The organism is Geodermatophilus bullaregiensis (assembly GCF_016907675.1).
In the GTDB taxonomy this organism is placed as follows: domain Bacteria; phylum Actinomycetota; class Actinomycetes; order Mycobacteriales; family Geodermatophilaceae; genus Geodermatophilus; species Geodermatophilus bullaregiensis.
This window is the reverse complement of sequence record NZ_JAFBCJ010000001.1, coordinates 3379636-3397759: the sequence shown is the minus strand read 5'-3', so window position 1 is coordinate 3397759 and position 18124 is coordinate 3379636. Positions and strand designations below refer to the sequence as shown.

Genomic DNA, 18124 nt, shown 5'->3' with positions numbered 1-18124 from the left:
CGTCGCCCTGCTCGGGGGTGCTCAGCGGTCCGGCTCAGTCGAAGAGGTGGTGTCCACAGCCCCACTGTCCGGCTCCGGAGCGCGCGTAGAGCATCTGGGCGCGCAGCGTCTGCTCCGCCACCGAGGCCGCAGCGGGGTCGCCGACCCCGCCCACGGACTCCCACGTGGTCCGGGAGAACTGGTACAGCCCGCGGTACTTGCCCGTGGAGCTCAGGGCGTCCGGCCGGCCGCCGGACTCGCACTGGGCCAGCGCCGCCCAGTTGAGGCCGTCGGCGCTGGCCGGGACGGTCCCGGACGACGCCGCGACCGGGCGCTCCTTGGTGCCGACGCTGACCAGCTCGTCGACCGGCTCACGGGTGACGGTGGTGCCCACCTGCTCGCGGGCGGTCTGCACGCCGTCGACGACGGTGATGCGGAAGGTGGTGGCCTGCTCGCCCTCCACGCCCTCCTGGGTGACCGTCTCCTCGCCCTCGAGTGCCTCGGGGTCCTCGGTCTCGACGGTCTCGTAGTCCAGCGGGCTGGTCTCGACGACCTCGCTCACCTGCACCCGGAAGACCTGCAGCCGCATGCCGGCCAGCAGCGGCTGGTCGGGGTAGAGGCTGGTGCGGTCGGTCGCGCCGAGGGTCACGCCCTGCTCGGCGAGCAGGTCGCCGGCCGTGGCGGCGGTGGTGGTGACCACGCGCGAGGCGCCGTCGACGACGAGCACGACGTCCTTCGGCGTGGAGATCGACAGCGCCATGCCGTCCAGCGGGAGCCGCTCGCTGCGGCTGGCCGAGAGCACCAGGCCCTCCGCCCGGTAGCCGAGCTGGTCGAGCGCCTCCTCGACCGACAGCGCGGTCACGTAGACCTCGCTGGCGACGCCGTCGACGGTGAGCTGCAGTGGCCGGGCGCGGTTGAGGACGACGGTGTCACCGTCGCCGACCTCGGCGCCGAGGTCGGGGAGGACGACGTCGTGCGCCTGCGCCTCCAGCCCCTCCTCGTCGAGCACCTCGCCGACCGTGTCGGCGTAGGTGCTCACCTCGCGGACCTGCCCGTCGATGGTCAGCGTCACCGACTTCTGCGCGGCGAACCAGGCCAGGGAGCCGCCCACCAGTCCGAGCAGGACCAGGGCGAGGAGGGCGAGCTTGAGCGTTCGGGGCACGGCACTTCCACGAGGTCAGGGGCGCCGGGCGGAGGCGATCGCAGGACGCGCGGCAGCCGACCACGAGGGGGACCCCAGGGCCGTCGGACGCCGCCCGGATCGATCCCCCATCCCGGCTGTCGGTCACGACACGGTAACGAGCGCGGTGCGTCTAGCAACGGTGCACGCAGAGTGAAGCAGCCGGGCGACACGTCGATTCGGCACCACGCCGACACGGTGAGTGACGAACGCGCCGCGTGGGACGGGGGGGACAGCCGTGGTCGGTGGGGTCAGCTCGTGATCGAGGTCACCGCGGAGCGGACACCCCGATCAGGGCACCGGAGCCCGATCCGCGCCTCCGCCGGCCGGCCCTCGGCCGGCCGGCGCGCTCTGGTCAGCCGGTGAGGGCGCGCTCGTCCGCGCGCACCGGGCGCAGCCAGGTCAGCAGGAAGCACGCGACGGCGAGACCGGCGGCCAGGCTCGCGAAGCCGCCGGCGACCAGGGCGACCGGCAGCAGGTCGACGTTCTCGGTCACCCGGTCGCCGAGGTCGATCCCGGCGACCAGCAGGAGCGTGCCCAGCGGCAGCAGGGCCAGCACGCTGGCCGCAGCGGTGACGAGGTGCGCCGTCCAGGTGCGCAGCGCCTCGTCGACCGGCACGTCGGCACCCTCGGCCGGCAGCGGCCGGGTGAGGACGCGCAGGAGGGCGGCCTCGGCCAGCAGCCAGACCGCCAGCGGCACGGCGAGAGCGACCACCCCGACGGTGTCGGGCAGGTCGCCGCGCTGCCACATCACCGCGGCGACGACGACCTCCGCGACGACGACGGCGCGCATGGTCCACAGCAGCCACGGCGAGACCTGCTCGCTGCGCCGGGGGCGGCGGGCGGGGTCGGAGAGCCGCCAGCGCGGCCGCGGCCGGGTGGCCTCGGCCAGCACCACGCCGGTGAGCAGGCCGATCACCAGGGCCGGCAGCCACAGGAACACCGACGCCTCGGCGAACATCCACACGCTGGCCGCGATGCCGACGACACCGAGCAGCAGGCCGAGCCGGCGCACCCGCCGGCCGTGCTGTGCCTGTCGCTGCAGCGTGGCGACGCCCTCCGGGGTCGGGGTGGCGAACTCCACCCCCGCCGACGCGACGGCGCGGCGGCCGGCCGCCAGCGCCCACGCCCGGGCGAGGAGCACACCGGGCACCAGGACGGCGATGAAGAGAACCACGGCGATGAGGCGTCCCACGGGGACCAGTGTGCCCCGCCTGCGGGCCGCCCGGTCGGCCCCGCTGCAGGGGCCCGCGCCGGGCGTCGCGAGGCGCGGGCAGCCGGCCCCCGCAGGGACCCGCGCCGGGCGGCGGCGGGGCGTGGGGGGTGGGGGGGTCCTCCTGCTACCAGGGGCCGAAGACCCGCTCGGCGGTCGCGGTGAGGGCGTCGCACAGCTGCGCGAGCTCCACACCGGTGACCTCGGCCAGCGCCCGCACGGTGTGCGGCACCAGCCGCGAGGCGTTGGGCCGGCCGCGGTACGGGACGGGGGTGAGGAACGGCGCGTCGGTCTCGACGAGCAGCTGGTCGACCGGGGTGAGCGCGGCGGCCTCGCGCAGGTCGCCGGCGTTGCCGAACGTCAGCGTGCCGGCGAAGGACAGGACGTGGCCACGCTCGACGCAGGCCCGCGCGAAGGCGGCGTCGCCGGAGAAGCAGTGCAGGACCGTGTGCTCGGGCGCACCCTCGTCGTCGAGCACGCGGAGGATCTCGCCGTGCGCGTCGCGGTCGTGGACGACCAGCGCGACGCCGTGCTCCTTGGCGATGCGGATGTGCGCGCGGAACGACGCCTCCTGCGCCGCCCAGCCCTCGGGGCCGGTGCGGAAGCGGTCGAGCCCGGTCTCCCCCACCGCCCGCACCCGCGGCAGCGCGGCGAGCCGGTCGATCTCGGCCAGCGCGTCCCCGCCCGCCCCGCCGGCGCCGGCCTCGTTCGGGTGCACCGCGACCGCGGCCAGCACGCTGGGGTGCCGCGCGGCCAGGTCGGCCGACCACCGCGACGAGGCGACGTCGACCCCGACCTGCACCAGCCGGGTCACGCCGACGGCGGCCGCGGCCGCGATCTCGGCGTCGACCCGTTCCCCGGTGGCCCACTCGCCGTGCCCGTCGGCCGGGCGCTCGCCCAGGACGATGTCGAGGTGGGTGTGGCTGTCGAGGGCGGGCGCCGGCAGCGGCTCCGGGGGCGGCGGCGGCTCGCCCCGCCGGTTGGCCCGCGACGCGGCCGACCGGCTCACTCGTCTCCCACGAGCCGCCGCAGCTCGTCGGCGACGATCGACTCGTCGAGCTTCCTGAACACCGGGGTGGGCGGCGCCAGCGGCGTGCCCGACGGCAGCGGCCGGGACGCCCACACCGCCTGCGCCGACTCGTAGTCGCCGGTGATGACGGGGTAGGGCGAGCCGTCGTCGAGGTCGGTGACCTCCTCGATCCGCGGGGACGGCGACCACGTGCCGGTGCCGCCGAGCAGCTCGTGCACCTTCTGCGCGGAGTGCGGGAGGAACGGCGTGAGCAGCCCGTTGCAGTCGCTGACCGCCTGCAGCGCGGTGTGCAGCACGGTGTCCCGGCGGGCCGGGTCCTCCTTGAGCTTCCACGGCGCCTGGTCGGACAGGTACTTGTTCGCCTCGCCGACCACCCGCATCGCCTCGGTCGCCGCGGCCTTCTGGCGGTTGCGCGACAGCAGCTCCCCGATCGGCCCGAACGCACCCTGCGTCGCGGACAGCAGCGCGCGGTCGGCGTCGGTGAGCTCGCCCGGCGTCGGGACGGCGCCGACGTTCTTCGCCGCCATCGACACCGTGCGGTTGACCAGGTTGCCCCAGCCGGCGACCAGCTCGTCGTTGTTGCGGCGCAGGAACTCCGCCCAGGTGAAGTCGGTGTCCTGGCTCTCCGGGCCGGCCGCGGCGATGAAGTAGCGCAGCGCGTCGGCGTCGTAGCGGGCGAGGAAGTCGCGCACGTAGATGACGACCTGGCGGGACGAGGAGAACTTGCGTCCCTCCATGGTGAGGAACTCGCTGGAGACGACCTCGGTGGGCAGGTTGAGCCGGCCCAGCGAGCCCGGCGTCCCGCCCCGGTCGCCCTCGCCGTCGTAGCCGAGCAGCTGGGCGGGCCAGATCTCGGCGTGGAAGACGATGTTGTCCTTGCCCATGAAGTAGTAGGCGTCGGAGTCCGGCGTCTGCCACCACTGGCGCCACGCGTCGTCGTCCCCGGAGCGGCGGGCCCACTCGATGGACGCCGACAGGTAGCCGACGACGGCGTCGAACCACACGTAGATCCGCTTGTCGGGACGGTCGCGCCAGCCGTCGAGCGGCACGGCCACGCCCCAGTCGATGTCGCGGGTGTAGCTGCGCGGCTTGAGGTCGGTGAGCAGGTTCTTGGCGAAGTTGAGGACGTTGGGCCGCCAGCCGCGCCGCGAGTCCAGCCAGTCGCCCAGCGAGCGGGTGAAGGCCGGCAGGTCGAGGAAGTAGTGCTCCTCCTCGACGAACCTCGGCGTCTCCCCGTTGATCCGGCTCCGCGGGTTGATCAGGTCGACCGGGTCGAGCTGGTTGCCGCAGTTGTCGCACTGGTCGCCGCGGGCGCCGTCGTAGCCGCAGATCGGGCAGGTGCCCTCGATGTAGCGGTCGGGCAGGGTGCGCCCGGTCGAGGGGCTGATCGCGCCGAGCGTGGTCTTCGGGAAGACGTAGCCGTTCTTGAGCAGGCCCAGGAAGATCTCCTGGCTGATCGCCGCGTGGTTGGCCGTCGTCGTCCGGGTGAACAGGTCGTAGGACAGCCCGAGCGACTGCAGGTCGTCGACGATCACCCGGTTGTTGCGGTCGGCGATCTCCCGGGGGCTGACGCCCTCGGCGTCGGCGGCGACGGTGATCGGCGTCCCGTGCTCGTCGGTGCCGCTGACCATGAGCACCCGGTCACCGGCCATCCGGTGGTAGCGGCTGAAGACGTCGGAGGGGACGCCGAAGCCGGAGACGTGGCCGATGTGCCGCGGGCCGTTGGCGTAGGGCCAGGCCACGGCGGTCAGGATGTGCCGATCACTCACGTGTCGAGCCTAGGCGGCGGGGTCCACCCGGTTCAGTGCTGGCCGGTACCCGCGGTGGCGGGGGCGGGGAGCTCACCGCCCACCGGGGTGGTGACGGCGAGGGTGCACAGGGCCAGGCCGATGACCGCCACGGTGGCCAGCCGCACCCGCGGGTGGGTCACCGCCGCGGGCGCCTCGTGCCGCGGGCGCACCACGGCAGCCCAGGCCAGCGCCGACGGCGCGGAGGCCAGCAGCAGCTTGCCGACCGGGACGGCGAGAGCCAGCAGCGCCAGCGCCGGCAGCGGCAGCGGCAGCGGCAGCGGCAGCGTGACCGGCAGGCCGTCGAGGACCGGGGTGAGCAGGCCGAGCAGGAGCAGCCCGGCCACCAGGACCACCTCGGCGCACGCCACGCCGGCCGCCAGCCGGCGCCCGGGCCCCTCCAGGACCCCCAGCGCGGCGGCCCCGCAGGCCACGATCCAGCCCGCCAGCCCCCCGAGGACGGCCACGACGACGGGACCCGCAGGCCGGGACGCGGCGGTGAGCAGCCCGTCGAGGCCGGTCAGCCCGCAGGCGAGCAGGGCCAGCGACTGCAGTCCGCAGACCGCGGCCAGCAGGAGGACGGCGAGCGGCCGGCGGCGCGGGTGGCCGGCCGCGCCGGCGGGCCGGATCGGGAGGGGGGCGTCGAGGACGCTGGTCGCCACGGGTCTGCTCCTGGCCGGGGACGTCGGTCACCGGTCAGGTCGTCGCGTGCGGGCGGGCTCCGGAGGTGCGCCGGAGCCCGCCTCACCCGTCCGAGGGGGTCATCGGCGGGCGATGTTGTCGGCGGCCGACATCCGCTGCCCCGTGGCCATCCGGCTGTGGCCGCGGCTGTACGCGAAGTACATGCCGATGCCGAGCAGCATCCAGATGCCGAACCGCAGCCAGGTGTCGGTGGGCAGGTTGGACATCAGCCACAGCGAGGCGAGCGCCGAGACGATCGGCAGGACCGGCACCCACGGGACCCGGAAGGAACGGTGCAGGTCGGGACGGGTGCGCCGCAGCACCCAGACGCCGATCGACACGAGGAAGAAGGCGAAGAGCGTGCCGATGTTCACCAGCTCCGCGAGTGCGGTGAGCGGGACGAACCCGGCGAGCAGCGCGACCACGATCCCGGTCGCGATCGTGATGCGGTACGGGGTGCCGTACCGGGGGTGGACCTTCGCCAGTCCGGGTGGCAGCAGGTGGTCGCGGCTCATCGCGAACAGCACCCGGGACTGACCGAGCATCAGGATCATCACCACCGAGGTGAGCCCGGCCAGCGCGCCCAGCGAGATGATGCTCGAGAAGACCGGCATCCCGTTGGCGGAGAACGCGCCCGCGAGCGGTGCGGTCGCGCTCAGCTCGGTGTAGTTCTGCATCCCCACGACCACGAGCGAGACCGCCACGTAGAGCACGGTGCAGATCGCCAGCGAGCCGAGGATCCCGCGCGGCATGTCCCGCTTGGGGTCGCGCGTCTCCTCCGCCGCGGTGGCCACGATGTCGAAGCCGATGAACGCGAAGAAGACGATCGCTGCGCCGGCGAGCACGCCGCCCCAGCCGAACGTGCCGGGGCTGAACCCGGTGAGCAGCGAGATCAGCGGCGTGTGCAGCCACCCCTCCTCCCCCGCGGCCGCGGGCTCGGCCGGCGGGACGAACGGTGAGTAGTTGTCGGCGGTGGTGTAGAAGAACCCGACGACGATGACCAGCAGGACCACGGCCAGCTTGATGGCCACGATGATGGTGGTGACGCGCGAGGAGAGCTTGATCCCGAGGATCAGGACGCCGGTCATGATCAGCGTGATCACGATCGCCGGGATGTTGACCGTCGCCGTCTCGCCCGCGATCGACGTCGGCAGGGGCGTGCCGATGTCGGCGAGCAGCTGGTTGAGGTACCCCGACCAGCCGACCGCCACCGTGGCCGCGCCCAGGGCCAGCTCCAGGACGAGGTCCCAGCCGATGATCCAGGCGATGAACTCGCCGAAGGTGGCGTAGCTGAACGTGTAGGCCGACCCGGCCACCGGCACCGTCGAGGCGAACTCGGCGTAGCAGATCGCCGCCAGGCCGCAGACCACGCCGGCGATGACGAACGAGATGGCCACCGCCGGGCCGGCCTGGTCGCGTGCCACCAGGCCGGTGAGCACGAAGATACCGGTGCCGATGATCACGCCGACGCCGAAGACGGTGAGGTCCAGGCCCGACAGGTTCTTCTTCAGCCGGTGTTCCGGCTCGTCGGTGTCGCGGATCGACTCCTCGACGGACTTGACCCGGCGGGACCCTGCGGTCACGGCGTCCTCCTCGGCGAGCGCGACGCCGGCCTGGACTCGGCCGGCCTCCCCGGCAGCGTGGCACGGTGGCCGGTGGCCCGCACGCCTACGCTCCTCTCGCCCGCCCCCCGGCGGGACGGGAGGAGGAACGCGGTGAGCGATCAGCAGACGGACGGCCCACCCGGGCTGTACCTGCCGGCCCCCCGGCCGCGACCCGCCGGTGCCCCGCGACCGGCCCGCACGCGGCCCGACGGCGCCGGCGCCGTCGTCGACTGTGCCGTCTACGTCCAGGGCCGCCGCGAGCCGCCGGTCGAGCCGGGCCAGGCGCTGGCCGCCGCCGTCGAGCGCGGCGGGTTCGTGTGGCTGGGGCTGTTCGAGCCGACCGAGGCCGAGCTGGGCGCGATCGCCGAGCGCTACGGCCTGCACCCGCTGGCCGTCGAGGACGCCGTCTACGCCCACCAGCGGCCCAAGCTCGAGCGCTACGACGACGACCTGTTCATGGTGCTCAAGACCGCCCGGTACGTGGAGCACGAGCAGCTGACCGCCAACAGCGAGGTGGTCGACACCGGGGAGGTCATGGTCTTCCTCGGCCAGCACCACGTGATCACCGTGCGGCACGGCGACCACAACGACCTGACCGACCTGCGGCACCGGCTGGAGGAGCAGCACGACCTGCTCTGCCACGGGCCGGCCGCGGTGCTCTACGCGGTGGCCGACCTCGTCGTCGACACGTTCGTCGACGTCGCCGAGCAGGTGCAGGACGACGTCGACGAACTCGAGGCGTCGGTGTTCAGCCCCGACCGCACCGACGACATCGGCCGGCTGTACCAGCTCAAGCGGGAGCTGATGTCGCTGCGGCGGGCGGTCGGGCCGCTGGAGGTGCCGCTGCAGAAGCTCTCGGAGCGGCAGGTCGACGCCGTCCCCGAGGCGATGCGCAGCTACTTCCGCGACGTGCTCGACCACGCCATCCGCGTGCGCGACCAGGTGTCCGGCCTCGACGAGCTGCTGACCTCGATCCTGCAGGCCTCGCTCGCGCGCACGTCGATGGCCGACAACGAGGACATGCGCAAGATCTCGGCCTGGGCGGGGATCATCGCCGTCCCGACCGCGATCGCCGGCATCTACGGGATGAACTTCGAGTTCATGCCCGAGCTGCGCTGGCGCTGGGGGTACCCGATGGTGCTGCTGGTCATCGTGGTCGCCTGCCTGCTGCTCCACCGCGGCTTCAAGCGCAACGGCTGGCTCTAGCGCCGCGGCTGCGGGGTCGCGGCGTGTGCACACATCGCGAGCCGGTCGCCGTCGAGGGCGCAGTACGTGCACACGACGTGATCACCGCACGAGCGCCGTCCGGATCTTGGCCAGGATCTGGGCAGGGCGGTGGAGATCCGCGGCGGTCACGAAGACGACGGTCCAGCCCGCCGCCTGCAGCCGGTTGAGCCGCTGCCGGTCGCGGGCGAACCGACCCGGCTCGGCGTGCCAGGCACCGTCGTACTCGACCGCGACGCGGAGCTCGGGCCAGGCGAAGTCGACCCGGGCGATCTCGCGGCCCTCGTACCGGACGGCGTACTGGGCCACCGGTGCCGGCAGCCCGCCGCCGGCCATCCGCAGGCGCAGTCGCGTCTCCTGGGGTGACTCCGCCAGACCGTCCGCCCGGCTGCAGGCCCGCCGGACCCGGGCAGAGGCGGCCCTCGGCGTCGCGACGCGGGCACGGAGTTCCCCGAGGTCGACGACACCCGCAGCGACCATCCGGTCGATCGCCACGACGGCCTCCTCCGGTCCACACAGGGCTGCCACGCGGACGGTCGCCACCAGGGGGCACACCACCCGCACCCGCCCGCGCACCCGGACGTCGGCCGGATCCAGCTGCAGGCGGCGCACCCGAACGCCCGGGATGCGCCGCGGGTGTGACCCCGGAGGGAGGACGAGCTCGACGTCGTCGCGCTCGTCGGCGAGGTCCACACCCCACAGCACCGCCGCGCTCGGCCCCGAGACGACGGCGCCCGGGAGCAACAGGCGGGCCGCCGCCCGGGCGCGCAGCCGGTGCGAGTCGGGCACCCGGGCGTCGACGTAGACGTCCCGGAAGAGCGCCCGGCACGTCGGACCCCGCAGTTGCGCAGGGGTGAGCAGGCCGCGACGGACGACGTCCGTCCCGCGGAAGACGTGGTCGCGCAGTGGGTCGGGCAGGGGTCTCGTCGGCATGCGCGCAGGCTGACCGCTCGCGCGCACGCCGCCGTCCTCGTCGTCCACAGGCGACGCCGTGTGCACGTGTCGCTCCCCGGACGCCCGCACGACCGCGACGTGTGCACACGCGGCCGTCCGGCGGGAGCGGGTCAGGTGTCCTTGGTGGCGACGACGGCGTCGTAGACGGTGCGGCGGGGCAGGCCGGTGCGGGCGACGACGGCGCGGATGGCGTCCTTGCGGGTGGCGCCCGCGGCCTCCTCGGCGGCGACCTCGGCGGCCAGCGCGGCGGCGTCCATCGTCACCGCCCGCGCCGGAGCACCCGCGACGACGAGCGTGATCTCCCCCCGCACCCCGTCGGCGGCCCAGGCGGCCAGCGCGGACAGCGGCCCCCGCCGGACCTCCTCGTGCGTCTTGGTCAGCTCCCGGCAGACGGCGGCCTCCCGGTCGGCGCCCAGGGCCGAGGCGGCGTCGGCCAGCGCGTCGGCCAGCCGGTGCGGCGACTCGAAGAAGACCATCGTGCGGCGCTCGTCGGCCAGCCCGGCCAGCCGGGACCGCCGCTCCCCGCCCCTGCGTGGCAGGAACCCCTCGAAGCAGAAGCGGTCCACCGGCAGCCCCGAGACCGCCAGCGCCGTCGTCACCGCCGAGGGCCCGGGCACCGAGGTGACGTCGACGCCGGCCTCGATCGCCGCGCGCACCAGCGTGTAGCCGGGGTCGGAGACCGACGGCATGCCGGCGTCGGTGAGCAGCAGGACGGTCGCGCCGTCGGCCAGCGCCGCGAGCAGCCCGGGCAGCCGCGCGCGCTCCACCGACTCGTGGAAGGTGACCACGCGCCCGGTGAACACCACCTCGAGGTCGGTGGCCAGCCGGTGCAGCCGGCGGGTGTCCTCGACGGCGAGCACGTCGGCCTCGGCCATCACCCGGCGCAGCCGCGGGCCGACGTCGCCGGGCTGGCCGAGCGGTGCGCCGCCGAGCACGAGCCGTCCCGTCACGCCCCGAGCCTGTCACGCCGGCCCGCCGGAGGCCCGCCTGCCGGGGCCCGGCGCGAGCCCGCGGGCGTCAGGGGGCAGGCGGGTCCCTTCACTACCCTGAGGCCCATGGCGGTGCTGGCTCCCGAGCGCACGGACGCCGGGGACCCGCCGGAGGCGCCGGCCCGCGCGGCCCGCCGCTGGCCGCCGCCCCGGCCGCGCGTCGACCGCATCCCCCCGCTGCCGGCCGACCGGTGGCTGTCGTGGCTGCTGGCCCTCGCCCTCGGCGTCCTCGCGCTGGGCGGCCGGCTGGTCGGCATCAGCTACCCGGACACCCTGCTGTTCGACGAGGCGTACTACCCGCCCCAGGCGTACGACCTGCTGACCTGGGGCCACGAGTACAACCGCGGCTACACGTTCATCGTCCACCCGCCGCTGGGCAAGTGGCTGATCGCCGGTGGCGAGCACCTGTTCGGCTACACCAGCTCCGGGTGGCGCTTCCCGTCCGCGGTCGCCGGGGCGGTGGCCGTCGTCGTCCTCACCCGGCTGGCCCGGCGGCTGACCGGCTCGACGCTGCTCGGCCTGGTCGCCGGGCTGCTGCTGGCCCTCGACGGCTTCGCCTTCACCGTCTCCCGGATCGGCCTGCTCGACGTCTTCCTGCAGGTGTTCGTGCTCGCCGCGGTCGCCTGCCTGGTCGTCGACCGCGACCGGGTGCGGGCGCGCGTCCGCGCCCACCGGCCGGTCCCCCGCACCGGCTTCCGCCTCGGCCCGCGCGGCTGGCGGATCGCGGCGGGCCTGCTGTTCGGCTGCGCCTGCTCGGTGAAGTGGAGCGGCGTGTACTTCCTGGCCTTCTGCGCGGTCCTGTCGCTGTTCTGGGACCGCGCGGCCTGGCGCGAGGCCGGCGTCCCCGCGCCGACGGCGACCGCCCTGCGCCGCGGCCTGCCCGGCGCGACCTGGGCGCTGGTGGCGGTCCCGGTGCTCACCTACCTGGCCGGCTTCGCCGGGTGGTTCCTCGGGGAGACCGCGCAGGGCCGCTGGTGGGCGCAGCGCAACCCGGACACGGCGTTCCCGTTCGTCCCCGACGCGCTGCGCTCCTGGTGGCACATGCACGTCGAGTGGTGGACCTTCCACAACGGCCTGTCGACGCCGCACCCGTGGGAGTCGGGCCCCTGGTCGTGGCTGGTCAACGGCCGGCCGATCCTGCTGTGGAACCCGCAGGGCCTCACCGACGCCTCGGGCGAGCAGGTGATCCGCTACATCCTCATGGTCGGGACGCCGACCCTCTGGCTGGCCTTCGCGCCCGCGCTGGTCTGGACGGGCTGGCGGATCGTCGCCCGGCGCGACCCGGCGGCGGTGCTGGTCGCGGTCGCCGTCGCCGCGGGGTGGGGGACGTGGTTCCTCAACCCCGAGCGCACGATGTTCATCTTCTACACGGCCCCGGTCCTGCCGTTCTTCGTGCTGGCCGTGACCCTCGTGCTGCAGGACGTCCTCGGCCGGCCCGGCGCTCCCCCGTGGCGCCGCAGCGCGGGCCTGGCCGCCGTCAGCGGCTACGTCGCGGTCGTGGCCGGCACGTTCGCGTTCTTCCACCCCGTGCTCGCCGGGCGCCCGCTGTCGCACGCGGAGTGGCTGCTGCGGATGTGGTTCCCGTCCTGGTTCTGAGGACGCCGCCGGCCGGCCCTACGGTGGTCGTCACCGGCTCCCGGGAGGACCATGCGATGACCAGCCCCACCGACCGCCCGCGCGTCCTGTCGGCACAGGACGGCGACGTCTGGACGATCACGCTCGACCGGCCCGAGGCGGGCAACGCCCTCGACCCGGCCACGGCCGAGCAGCTGACCGCGGCGCTCGAGGCACGCCCCGACACCACGCGGACGGTGCTGCTGCTGGGCAACGGTGAGCGCTTCTGCGTGGGCGGTGACGTGCGCGCGTTCGCCGGCGCGGAGGACCCCGGCGCGTTCGTCGGGCAGCTGGCGCACGACTGGCACGAGGTGGTGCGCCGGCTGCTGTACAGCCCGGTGCCCGTCGTCGCCGGCGTCCAGGGTGCGGTGGCCGGGGCAGCGGTGGGGCTGGTCGGGGCGTGCGACGTCGTCGTCTGCGCCCGCTCGACGAAGTTCCGCCCGGCCTACGGGGCGCTGGGCTTCTCGCCCGACGGCGGCAGCTCCTGGGCGCTGACCCGGGCCCTCGGCGCCCCGCGGGCGCTGGAGCTGATGCTCACCGACGGCTCGCTCACCGCCGCCGAGGCCCACCAGTTCGGCCTGGTCGCCCGCCTGGTCGAGGACACCGACCTGCGCGCGGCCGCGGTCGCCCTGGCGCACACGGTGGCCGCGGGCCCGGTGCGCGCGATGGTCCGCACCCGGGGGCTGGTCCGCCGGGCGGCGATCCGCACGCTGGAGGAGCAGCTGGACGACGAGGCGCGGCTGATCGCCGAGTCCGCCGCCGACCCGGAGGGCCGGGAGGGGGTGCGGGCGTTCGTCGAGAAGCGGCGGCCGGACTTCCGCGGCGCCGTCTGAGCCCTCACGGCTCCGCCGCGACCGGGACGGGCGCCACCAGCAGCGGGTCGGGCCGGCCGACGACGTCGTCGCGGCGGCCGCGGTAGTCGACCACCGACAGCACGTGCCGGAGCGCCTCCAGGCGGGCCCGCCCCTCGTCGTCGGCGGCGAGCACCGTCCACGGCGCGGCGGCCGTCGACGTCGCGCCGAGCAGCGCCGCCTCCGCCACGGGGTCGGCGTCGGGCCGGGCCGCGGAGAACCACAGCTTGACCAGGAGCACCCCGCCGCCGGCCAGCACCCGCTCGAGCGTCGTCAGGTCGCGCAGGGGCGCGTCCCGCCGGGCGGGGTCCCGGGCGAGAGGTCCGCACCAGGACCGGTCGAACACGACCACGTGCCCGGCGGCGGGCAGGTGCGCGGCACGGTCCGGCGCCCCGGCCGGCACGACGGTCACCGTCCGCGGGTCGAGGTGCTCGACGAGGGCGGCCGCGACGCCGCCCTGTCCTGCGTCGCGAGCGCCCTCCAGGACGACGACCACCCGCCGGCCCTCCTCGCGGACCCAGGCCTGCAGCTTGAGCAGCTCGATCTGCAGGTGCAGCAGGCGGACGTCGTCGGCGACGGGCAGCGGCCGTTCCGGCGGGACCCGCTCGACGCGCCGCACCGGCGGCCGCGCAGCGCGGTGCACCAGCGGGCGCGCGGGCGGCGGCACCGGTGGCGGCAGGGTTCGGCGGGGCGACCCGGGCGGATCGGCGGGCGCTCCGGCGGCGGCGCGCGGCCCGGGCGCGGCCACCGGCTCGGGCAGGCGGAGGATCGTCAGCGGCGTCCACAGCACGCGCGGCCGGCCGTCCCAGTCGAGCCGGACGCGCACCTGGCAGCGGCCGTCGTCCTCGTGCCGCCAGCCGAGCAGCGCGGCGGGCCGCCAGACGGCGTCCAGGAGCACCTCGACGGCCAGCGCCTCCCGCAGGCGAGCGACCGGGCGCGCGGCCTCCCGCAGGGAGGCGACCGGATGCTCCCCCGCTGCCACGGGGAGGACGGTAGGCGGCCCGGGGCCCCGGACCGGGGACGTCGGCGCCGCGCGGTTTGACGAAGTCGCGTCCCCGTCGCTGTCGATCGGCGACCTGCGCGCAGCCGCACCCGGGCCGGCCGGGCCCGCTCAGCAGGAGGGGGTCAGCGTGGTGGTCACCGACGCGGACGTCCACGTCCCGCGGTAGGCCGACAGCCGGAACGTGTACGCGGTGCCGTTCACCAGCGGCCCCTCTGTCGCGGTCGGCGTCGTGATCGGCGTGATCGGCCGGGTCGACTGCACCGTGCCGCCCGAGCTGCGCTCGAGGTGGTAGCCGGTCGCCCATGAGCTGGAGCTAGCCGTCCACGAGAGCGCCGCCTCGACCAGGGGGGCCACGGGCCGCAGGGCGATCGTCTGGGCGACGTACTCGGTGGTGGAGCCGGCCAACGAGGTGGAGCGGGACGGGGTCGTGCCCGGCCCGACGAATGACTCGTCCGCCGCGGTGACACCCTCGCTGTCGGAGCTGAGCTTCCAGCGTTCGCGGAGGCCCCCGGGCGTCGGGAACGGCGCGACCCGCCTGCCCAGGAGGTACACGACCATCGTGTCCTTCACCGTCGTCGTCACCGTCGGCAGGGTGACCGTCTCACCGGCACCCGTGACCCTGGCGGAGACGGCGACGGGGCTGCTCCGGTCGACGCCGCCGTAGGCGAGGATCCCGCCCACCATGTCCCCGGGGCTGGAGTCGGGACGGGTGAACGTCGCGGTGTCGGCGCCCGTGGCGACCTTGTGGTACACGGCGGAGGTCACGAACCCGCCGCTCGTGTCCGTGAAGAGGTGGGTCCAGTCGCTGGGCGCGCTGATCGTCGCGGCTCCGTAGTAGGCGACCTGGGCCACCAGGACGTCGCCGACCTGGGTCGTGGCAGGAGGGCTGAGGGTGAGCGGTGACTGGCTCGTCGCCGTGGTGGCCCCGCGGAACGTGATGGGCGTCCGGGTACAGGTCTGGACCGCCGTCAGTCCCGTCGGGGCCGCGACCCCGTCGGTGGCCCACGCGCCGGCGGGGTTGGCGGTCACCGAGGTGAACCGCGCGGACGCGCCGGGCAGTAGGACCGTGAGGGCCAGCAGGCCCAGGGCGCCGACGACGGCGGCGAGCACGCGGCGGGGTAGCTGCCGCGGGCGCCTCGACCGTGTCATCGCCGTCCTCCGTCCGGGTCCCGCCCGGTCGCGGGGTCCTCGCCGGTGCATCGGCCGCGGGCCGTGCCGACTTGAGTGGCCGCCCCGTGAGCCCTCCCCCGGAGGGGGGACCTGCGCCGGCGCTCAGCGCGCCGTGGCCGTCTCCTGCCACGGGTACTGCACCTGCACGACGAGGTCCTCGACCTCGGCCCCGCTGACCGGTCCCTCGACGCCGGCCATGCGGGCCTGGTCGCGGCCGCCGGCCTTGGAGGCGTACAGGGCCGTGTCCGCGGCGCCGAGCAGGTCGGCGGCGGGCAACCCCGCCCCGCGCTGGCAGGCGATGCCGACGCTCGCGGTGATCGGGCGCGGCGCCTCGACGTCGGCCAGGACCTTCCGGATGCGCCGCGCGAACGCGATGGCGTCGTCGGCCTCCGCGCCCGGCATGACCACGGCGAACTCCTCGCCGCCGTAGCGGGCGACGACGTCGCCGAGCCGCGCGCTCGACCGAAGCGCCGCGCCGACGCCGCGCAGGACGTCGTCGCCGGCCTGGTGGCCGAAGGTGTCGTTGAGCTTCTTGAAGTGGTCGAGGTCGAAGATCAGCACCGCCAGCGGCGCGTCGGTGCGGGCGGCGAGCGACAGCTCGCGGTCCAGCGCGGCGTCGAACGCGCGGCGGTTGAACACCCCGGTGAGGCCGTCGGTGAACGCGCTGCGCTGCAGGTGCTCGAGCAGCGCCACGCGGGCGAAGGCGGTCGCGGCGTGGGCCACGGCCTGCTCGGCCACGCCCACCCGGCGCTGCTGGATGCGGGACCCGGTGCGGGCGTCGTCGGTGAAGGTGAGCACGCCGCTGCCCTGGCCGTCGAGCCCGAACGGGATGGCCACTACGCGGCGGGCCCCGTCGAGCACCTCGTCGACCCAGGCGTCGGGGGCGGTCACCGCGGCGAGGAAGGTGCTGCCGTGGCGGCCGACGTCGTCGAGCAGGGAGCCCTCGGCGGGCGCGCCGACCTCCCGCAGCACCTCCACCTCGCCGTCCCCGCGCCGGCGCAGCGCCAGGTCGACGGGAGGACCGGCCGCGCCGGCGGGCACGTGGCAGTGCACCGCGGCGATCGCGGCGTCGGCCGCGTCCACGGTGAAGTCCAGCAGCGCCTCGGCCACCGCGGTGGTGCTCTCCGCCTCGTGCAGCGCCGCGGCCAGCCGGCGCAGGGCCTCCTCGTCGTAGCGGCGCCGCCGCAGCTCGCGCTCGTTGACCGCGCCGAGGACGGCGGTGGTCACCGCCGTCACCCACACCACGGTGAGGAAGACGCTGTAGGTGACCGCGTCGAAGCCCTCGACCCCGGCGCGCGCGGGCAGGGAGCCGGTGGTGACGCCCTCCAGCACGCACATGACCACGAGCGAGTGCCACAGCGCGAGCTTGAGTCCGCTGCGGAAGGAGCTCAGCAGCGAGACGGCCAGCACGTGCAGCACGATCACGTAGACGACGGGGCTGCCGATGCCCCCGGTGACGTAGAGCGCCCACCCCAGGTGGACCGCGTCGAGGATGACCGGCACGGTGATCGCCAGGACCGCCCAGCGGCGTCCCCGGCCCGACAGCTTCTGCAGCAGCAGCCCGAACGCCAGCAGCGCCACCCCCGGCAGCACGAGGTACTCGACGGGCAGCGTCTCCGCCGTCCGCGTGAGCGGCCAGGCCGCCAGGGGCAGCGCCACGACCAGGCCGGTGCGGACGGCGAGCAGCCACCGCAGCCGGTCGGCCAGCGGCAGGAGGTCGAGGTCCTGCGGCGCGGACGAGGATGCCTGGCTCATGTCGTGGTCCTCGGCGTTCGGGGGAAGTCCTGGAATTCGTGCACGTCGGAGCTGACCCGGGCCAGCGCCAGCTTGGGGTCCCGCCGGTCGAGCCGGCCCTGGACGAAGAGGAAGCCGACCACCCCGCCCACCAGCGCGAGGGGGAACTGCCCGTCCTGGGCGACGGCGACCGCCGTCTCCCCGACCGCGGCGGCCACCTCCGCGACCGCCTCGGCGACCGCCTCGGCGACCGTCGCCGGCGGGGCCTCCAGCGGCTCGGCCTGGACGACGTCGCCGGTCCGCGGCGGGTCGTCCGACGGCGGTGGCGTCGGGCTCGGGGCCTCCGGGGTGGGGATCGGCTCCGGCGTGGGCGCCGGGACCACCTCCGGCGTCGGCTCCGGCGTGGGCGTGGGCGTGGGCGTGGGTTCCGGTTGCGGCACCGGCGTGCGGGCCGGGACGGCGGACGGCGTGGGCTCCGGCGTGGGCTCGGGGGCCGGTGGGTGGGGCTCGACGTCGAGCGCCCAGACGAACGTGGCCGCGGCGCGGCGACCCTGTGCCGTGGGGTCATCGGGGACGGAGACGGTCAGCCGGAAGACCGCCCGGGACGCCACCTCCGGCCGCCAGCCCGTCGGGATGCCGGCGATGGCGTCGGTGGGCAGCTGGGCGAGCGTCCCTCTCCAGACCGGCACGCCGGAGAAGGTGGCGCACCGGGCCGGGTCGGCGAGCGTGCCGGCCTCGATGCCGACCTGGAGGTAGGGGGCCAGGTCGCCGCCGGTCCCCGTGGCACTGAGCTCGACCTCGCCGAGCGACTCGGCCGACCCGGTGACCGCGAGCGCGACGCAGGCGCTCTCGGTGCGCCCGGGGGTCAGGCCGGTGGAGCGGAACAGCGCGGCGCCGCCGCGGTCGTCGACCAGGCTGACCGCGGTGGTGCCGGCGGCCGCGGGGGTGGTGCCGACCGGCAACCCCTGGGCGGCGAGGGCGGCGAACAGGGCGGCGCCGACCAGCCAGGCGGCGGCGCGGCCGCCGCCGGCGGCACGCCGGGGAGCGGTCTGCGGTGCTCGGAGCACGCTGTCCTCCTCCCCGGCGCGGTACCGGCCTCCTGGTGTCATCG

Annotated in this window: 15 protein-coding genes; 3 read left to right on the top strand and 12 right to left on the bottom strand. The window is 75.5% G+C overall.

All coding sequences use genetic code 11. The features are described from left to right. Positions 1–34: 34 nt before the first annotated feature. The 6 genes from JOD57_RS16145 to JOD57_RS16120 all read right to left on the bottom strand — a co-directional run bounded on the left by JOD57_RS16145 (position 35) and on the right by JOD57_RS16120 (position 7453). Positions 35–1141, bottom strand: a complete 1107-nt coding sequence (locus JOD57_RS16145; RefSeq protein WP_204692944.1) for a resuscitation-promoting factor — start codon at positions 1139–1141, stop codon at positions 35–37. A gap of 373 nt (positions 1142–1514) precedes the next feature. Continuing rightward, positions 1515–2354, bottom strand: a complete 840-nt coding sequence (locus tag JOD57_RS16140; protein WP_204692943.1) for a hypothetical protein — start codon at positions 2352–2354, stop codon at positions 1515–1517. A 145-nt stretch (positions 2355–2499) separates the two neighbouring features. After that, positions 2500–3381 (bottom strand): TatD family hydrolase, encoded by an 882-nt coding sequence (locus tag JOD57_RS16135; RefSeq protein ID WP_204692942.1) that lies wholly within the window; start codon positions 3379–3381, stop codon positions 2500–2502. Further along, on the bottom strand, positions 3378–5171 hold the full coding sequence (gene metG / locus JOD57_RS16130) for a methionine--tRNA ligase (protein WP_204692941.1): 1794 nt from the start codon (positions 5169–5171) through the stop codon (positions 3378–3380). Before metG ends, JOD57_RS16135 begins: the two co-directional genes overlap by 4 nt. A 32-nt stretch (positions 5172–5203) precedes the next feature. Further along, on the bottom strand, positions 5204–5851 hold the full coding sequence (locus JOD57_RS16125) for a hypothetical protein (protein ID WP_204692940.1): 648 nt from the start codon (positions 5849–5851) through the stop codon (positions 5204–5206). A gap of 99 nt (positions 5852–5950) precedes the next feature. Continuing rightward, complete coding sequence (locus JOD57_RS16120; protein ID WP_204692939.1) at positions 5951–7453, bottom strand: amino acid permease; 1503 nt, start codon at positions 7451–7453, stop codon at positions 5951–5953. 132 nt (positions 7454–7585) lie between these two features. Here JOD57_RS16120 and corA point away from each other — a divergent pair, with 132 nt between their 5' ends. Further along, positions 7586–8680, top strand: coding sequence for a magnesium/cobalt transporter CorA (corA, locus tag JOD57_RS16115; protein WP_204692938.1), 1095 nt, complete (start codon positions 7586–7588; stop codon positions 8678–8680). A gap of 81 nt (positions 8681–8761) precedes the next feature. Here corA and JOD57_RS16110 read toward each other — a convergent pair whose 3' ends face one another. Next, a complete protein-coding gene (locus JOD57_RS16110) occupies positions 8762–9631 on the bottom strand; it encodes an endonuclease domain-containing protein (protein WP_204692937.1) in 870 nt (289 codons plus the stop codon). A 131-nt stretch (positions 9632–9762) separates the two neighbouring features. Continuing rightward, positions 9763–10602 carry a 16S rRNA (cytidine(1402)-2'-O)-methyltransferase gene (gene rsmI, locus JOD57_RS16105; RefSeq protein ID WP_204692936.1) on the bottom strand — a complete coding sequence of 280 codons (840 nt, stop codon included), beginning with the start codon at positions 10600–10602 and terminating at the stop codon, positions 9763–9765. 105 nt (positions 10603–10707) lie between these two features. On the opposite strand from rsmI, the gene JOD57_RS16100 reads away from it, so the two are divergent. Together JOD57_RS16100 and JOD57_RS16095 are read left to right on the top strand one after the other, a co-directional pair. Then, a complete protein-coding gene (locus JOD57_RS16100) occupies positions 10708–12237 on the top strand; it encodes a dolichyl-phosphate-mannose--protein mannosyltransferase (RefSeq protein ID WP_204692935.1) in 1530 nt (509 codons plus the stop codon). Between the two features lie 56 nt (positions 12238–12293). Further along, positions 12294–13088 carry an enoyl-CoA hydratase/isomerase family protein gene (locus JOD57_RS16095; RefSeq protein WP_204692934.1) on the top strand — a complete coding sequence of 265 codons (795 nt, stop codon included), beginning with the start codon at positions 12294–12296 and terminating at the stop codon, positions 13086–13088. Positions 13089–13092: 4 nt separating this feature from the next. Here the strand turns inward: JOD57_RS16095 and JOD57_RS26970 are convergent, their stop codons facing one another. The 4 genes from JOD57_RS26970 to JOD57_RS16075 form a co-directional block, all read right to left on the bottom strand. Continuing rightward, positions 13093–14088, bottom strand: a complete 996-nt coding sequence (locus tag JOD57_RS26970) for a polyphosphate kinase 2 family protein (protein WP_204692933.1) — start codon at positions 14086–14088, stop codon at positions 13093–13095. 129 nt (positions 14089–14217) lie between these two features. Then, complete coding sequence (locus JOD57_RS16085) at positions 14218–15258, bottom strand: hypothetical protein (protein ID WP_204692932.1); 1041 nt, start codon at positions 15256–15258, stop codon at positions 14218–14220. 123 nt (positions 15259–15381) lie between these two features. Then, the gene (locus JOD57_RS16080; RefSeq protein ID WP_204692931.1) at positions 15382–17034 is read right to left on the bottom strand and encodes a GGDEF domain-containing protein; all 1653 of its coding nucleotides are present in this window, start codon (positions 17032–17034) and stop codon (positions 15382–15384) included. Further along, positions 17031–18080, bottom strand: coding sequence for a hypothetical protein (locus JOD57_RS16075; protein ID WP_204692930.1), 1050 nt, complete (start codon positions 18078–18080; stop codon positions 17031–17033). Before JOD57_RS16075 ends, JOD57_RS16080 begins: the two co-directional genes overlap by 4 nt. Between the last annotated feature and the right edge of the window lie 44 nt (positions 18081–18124).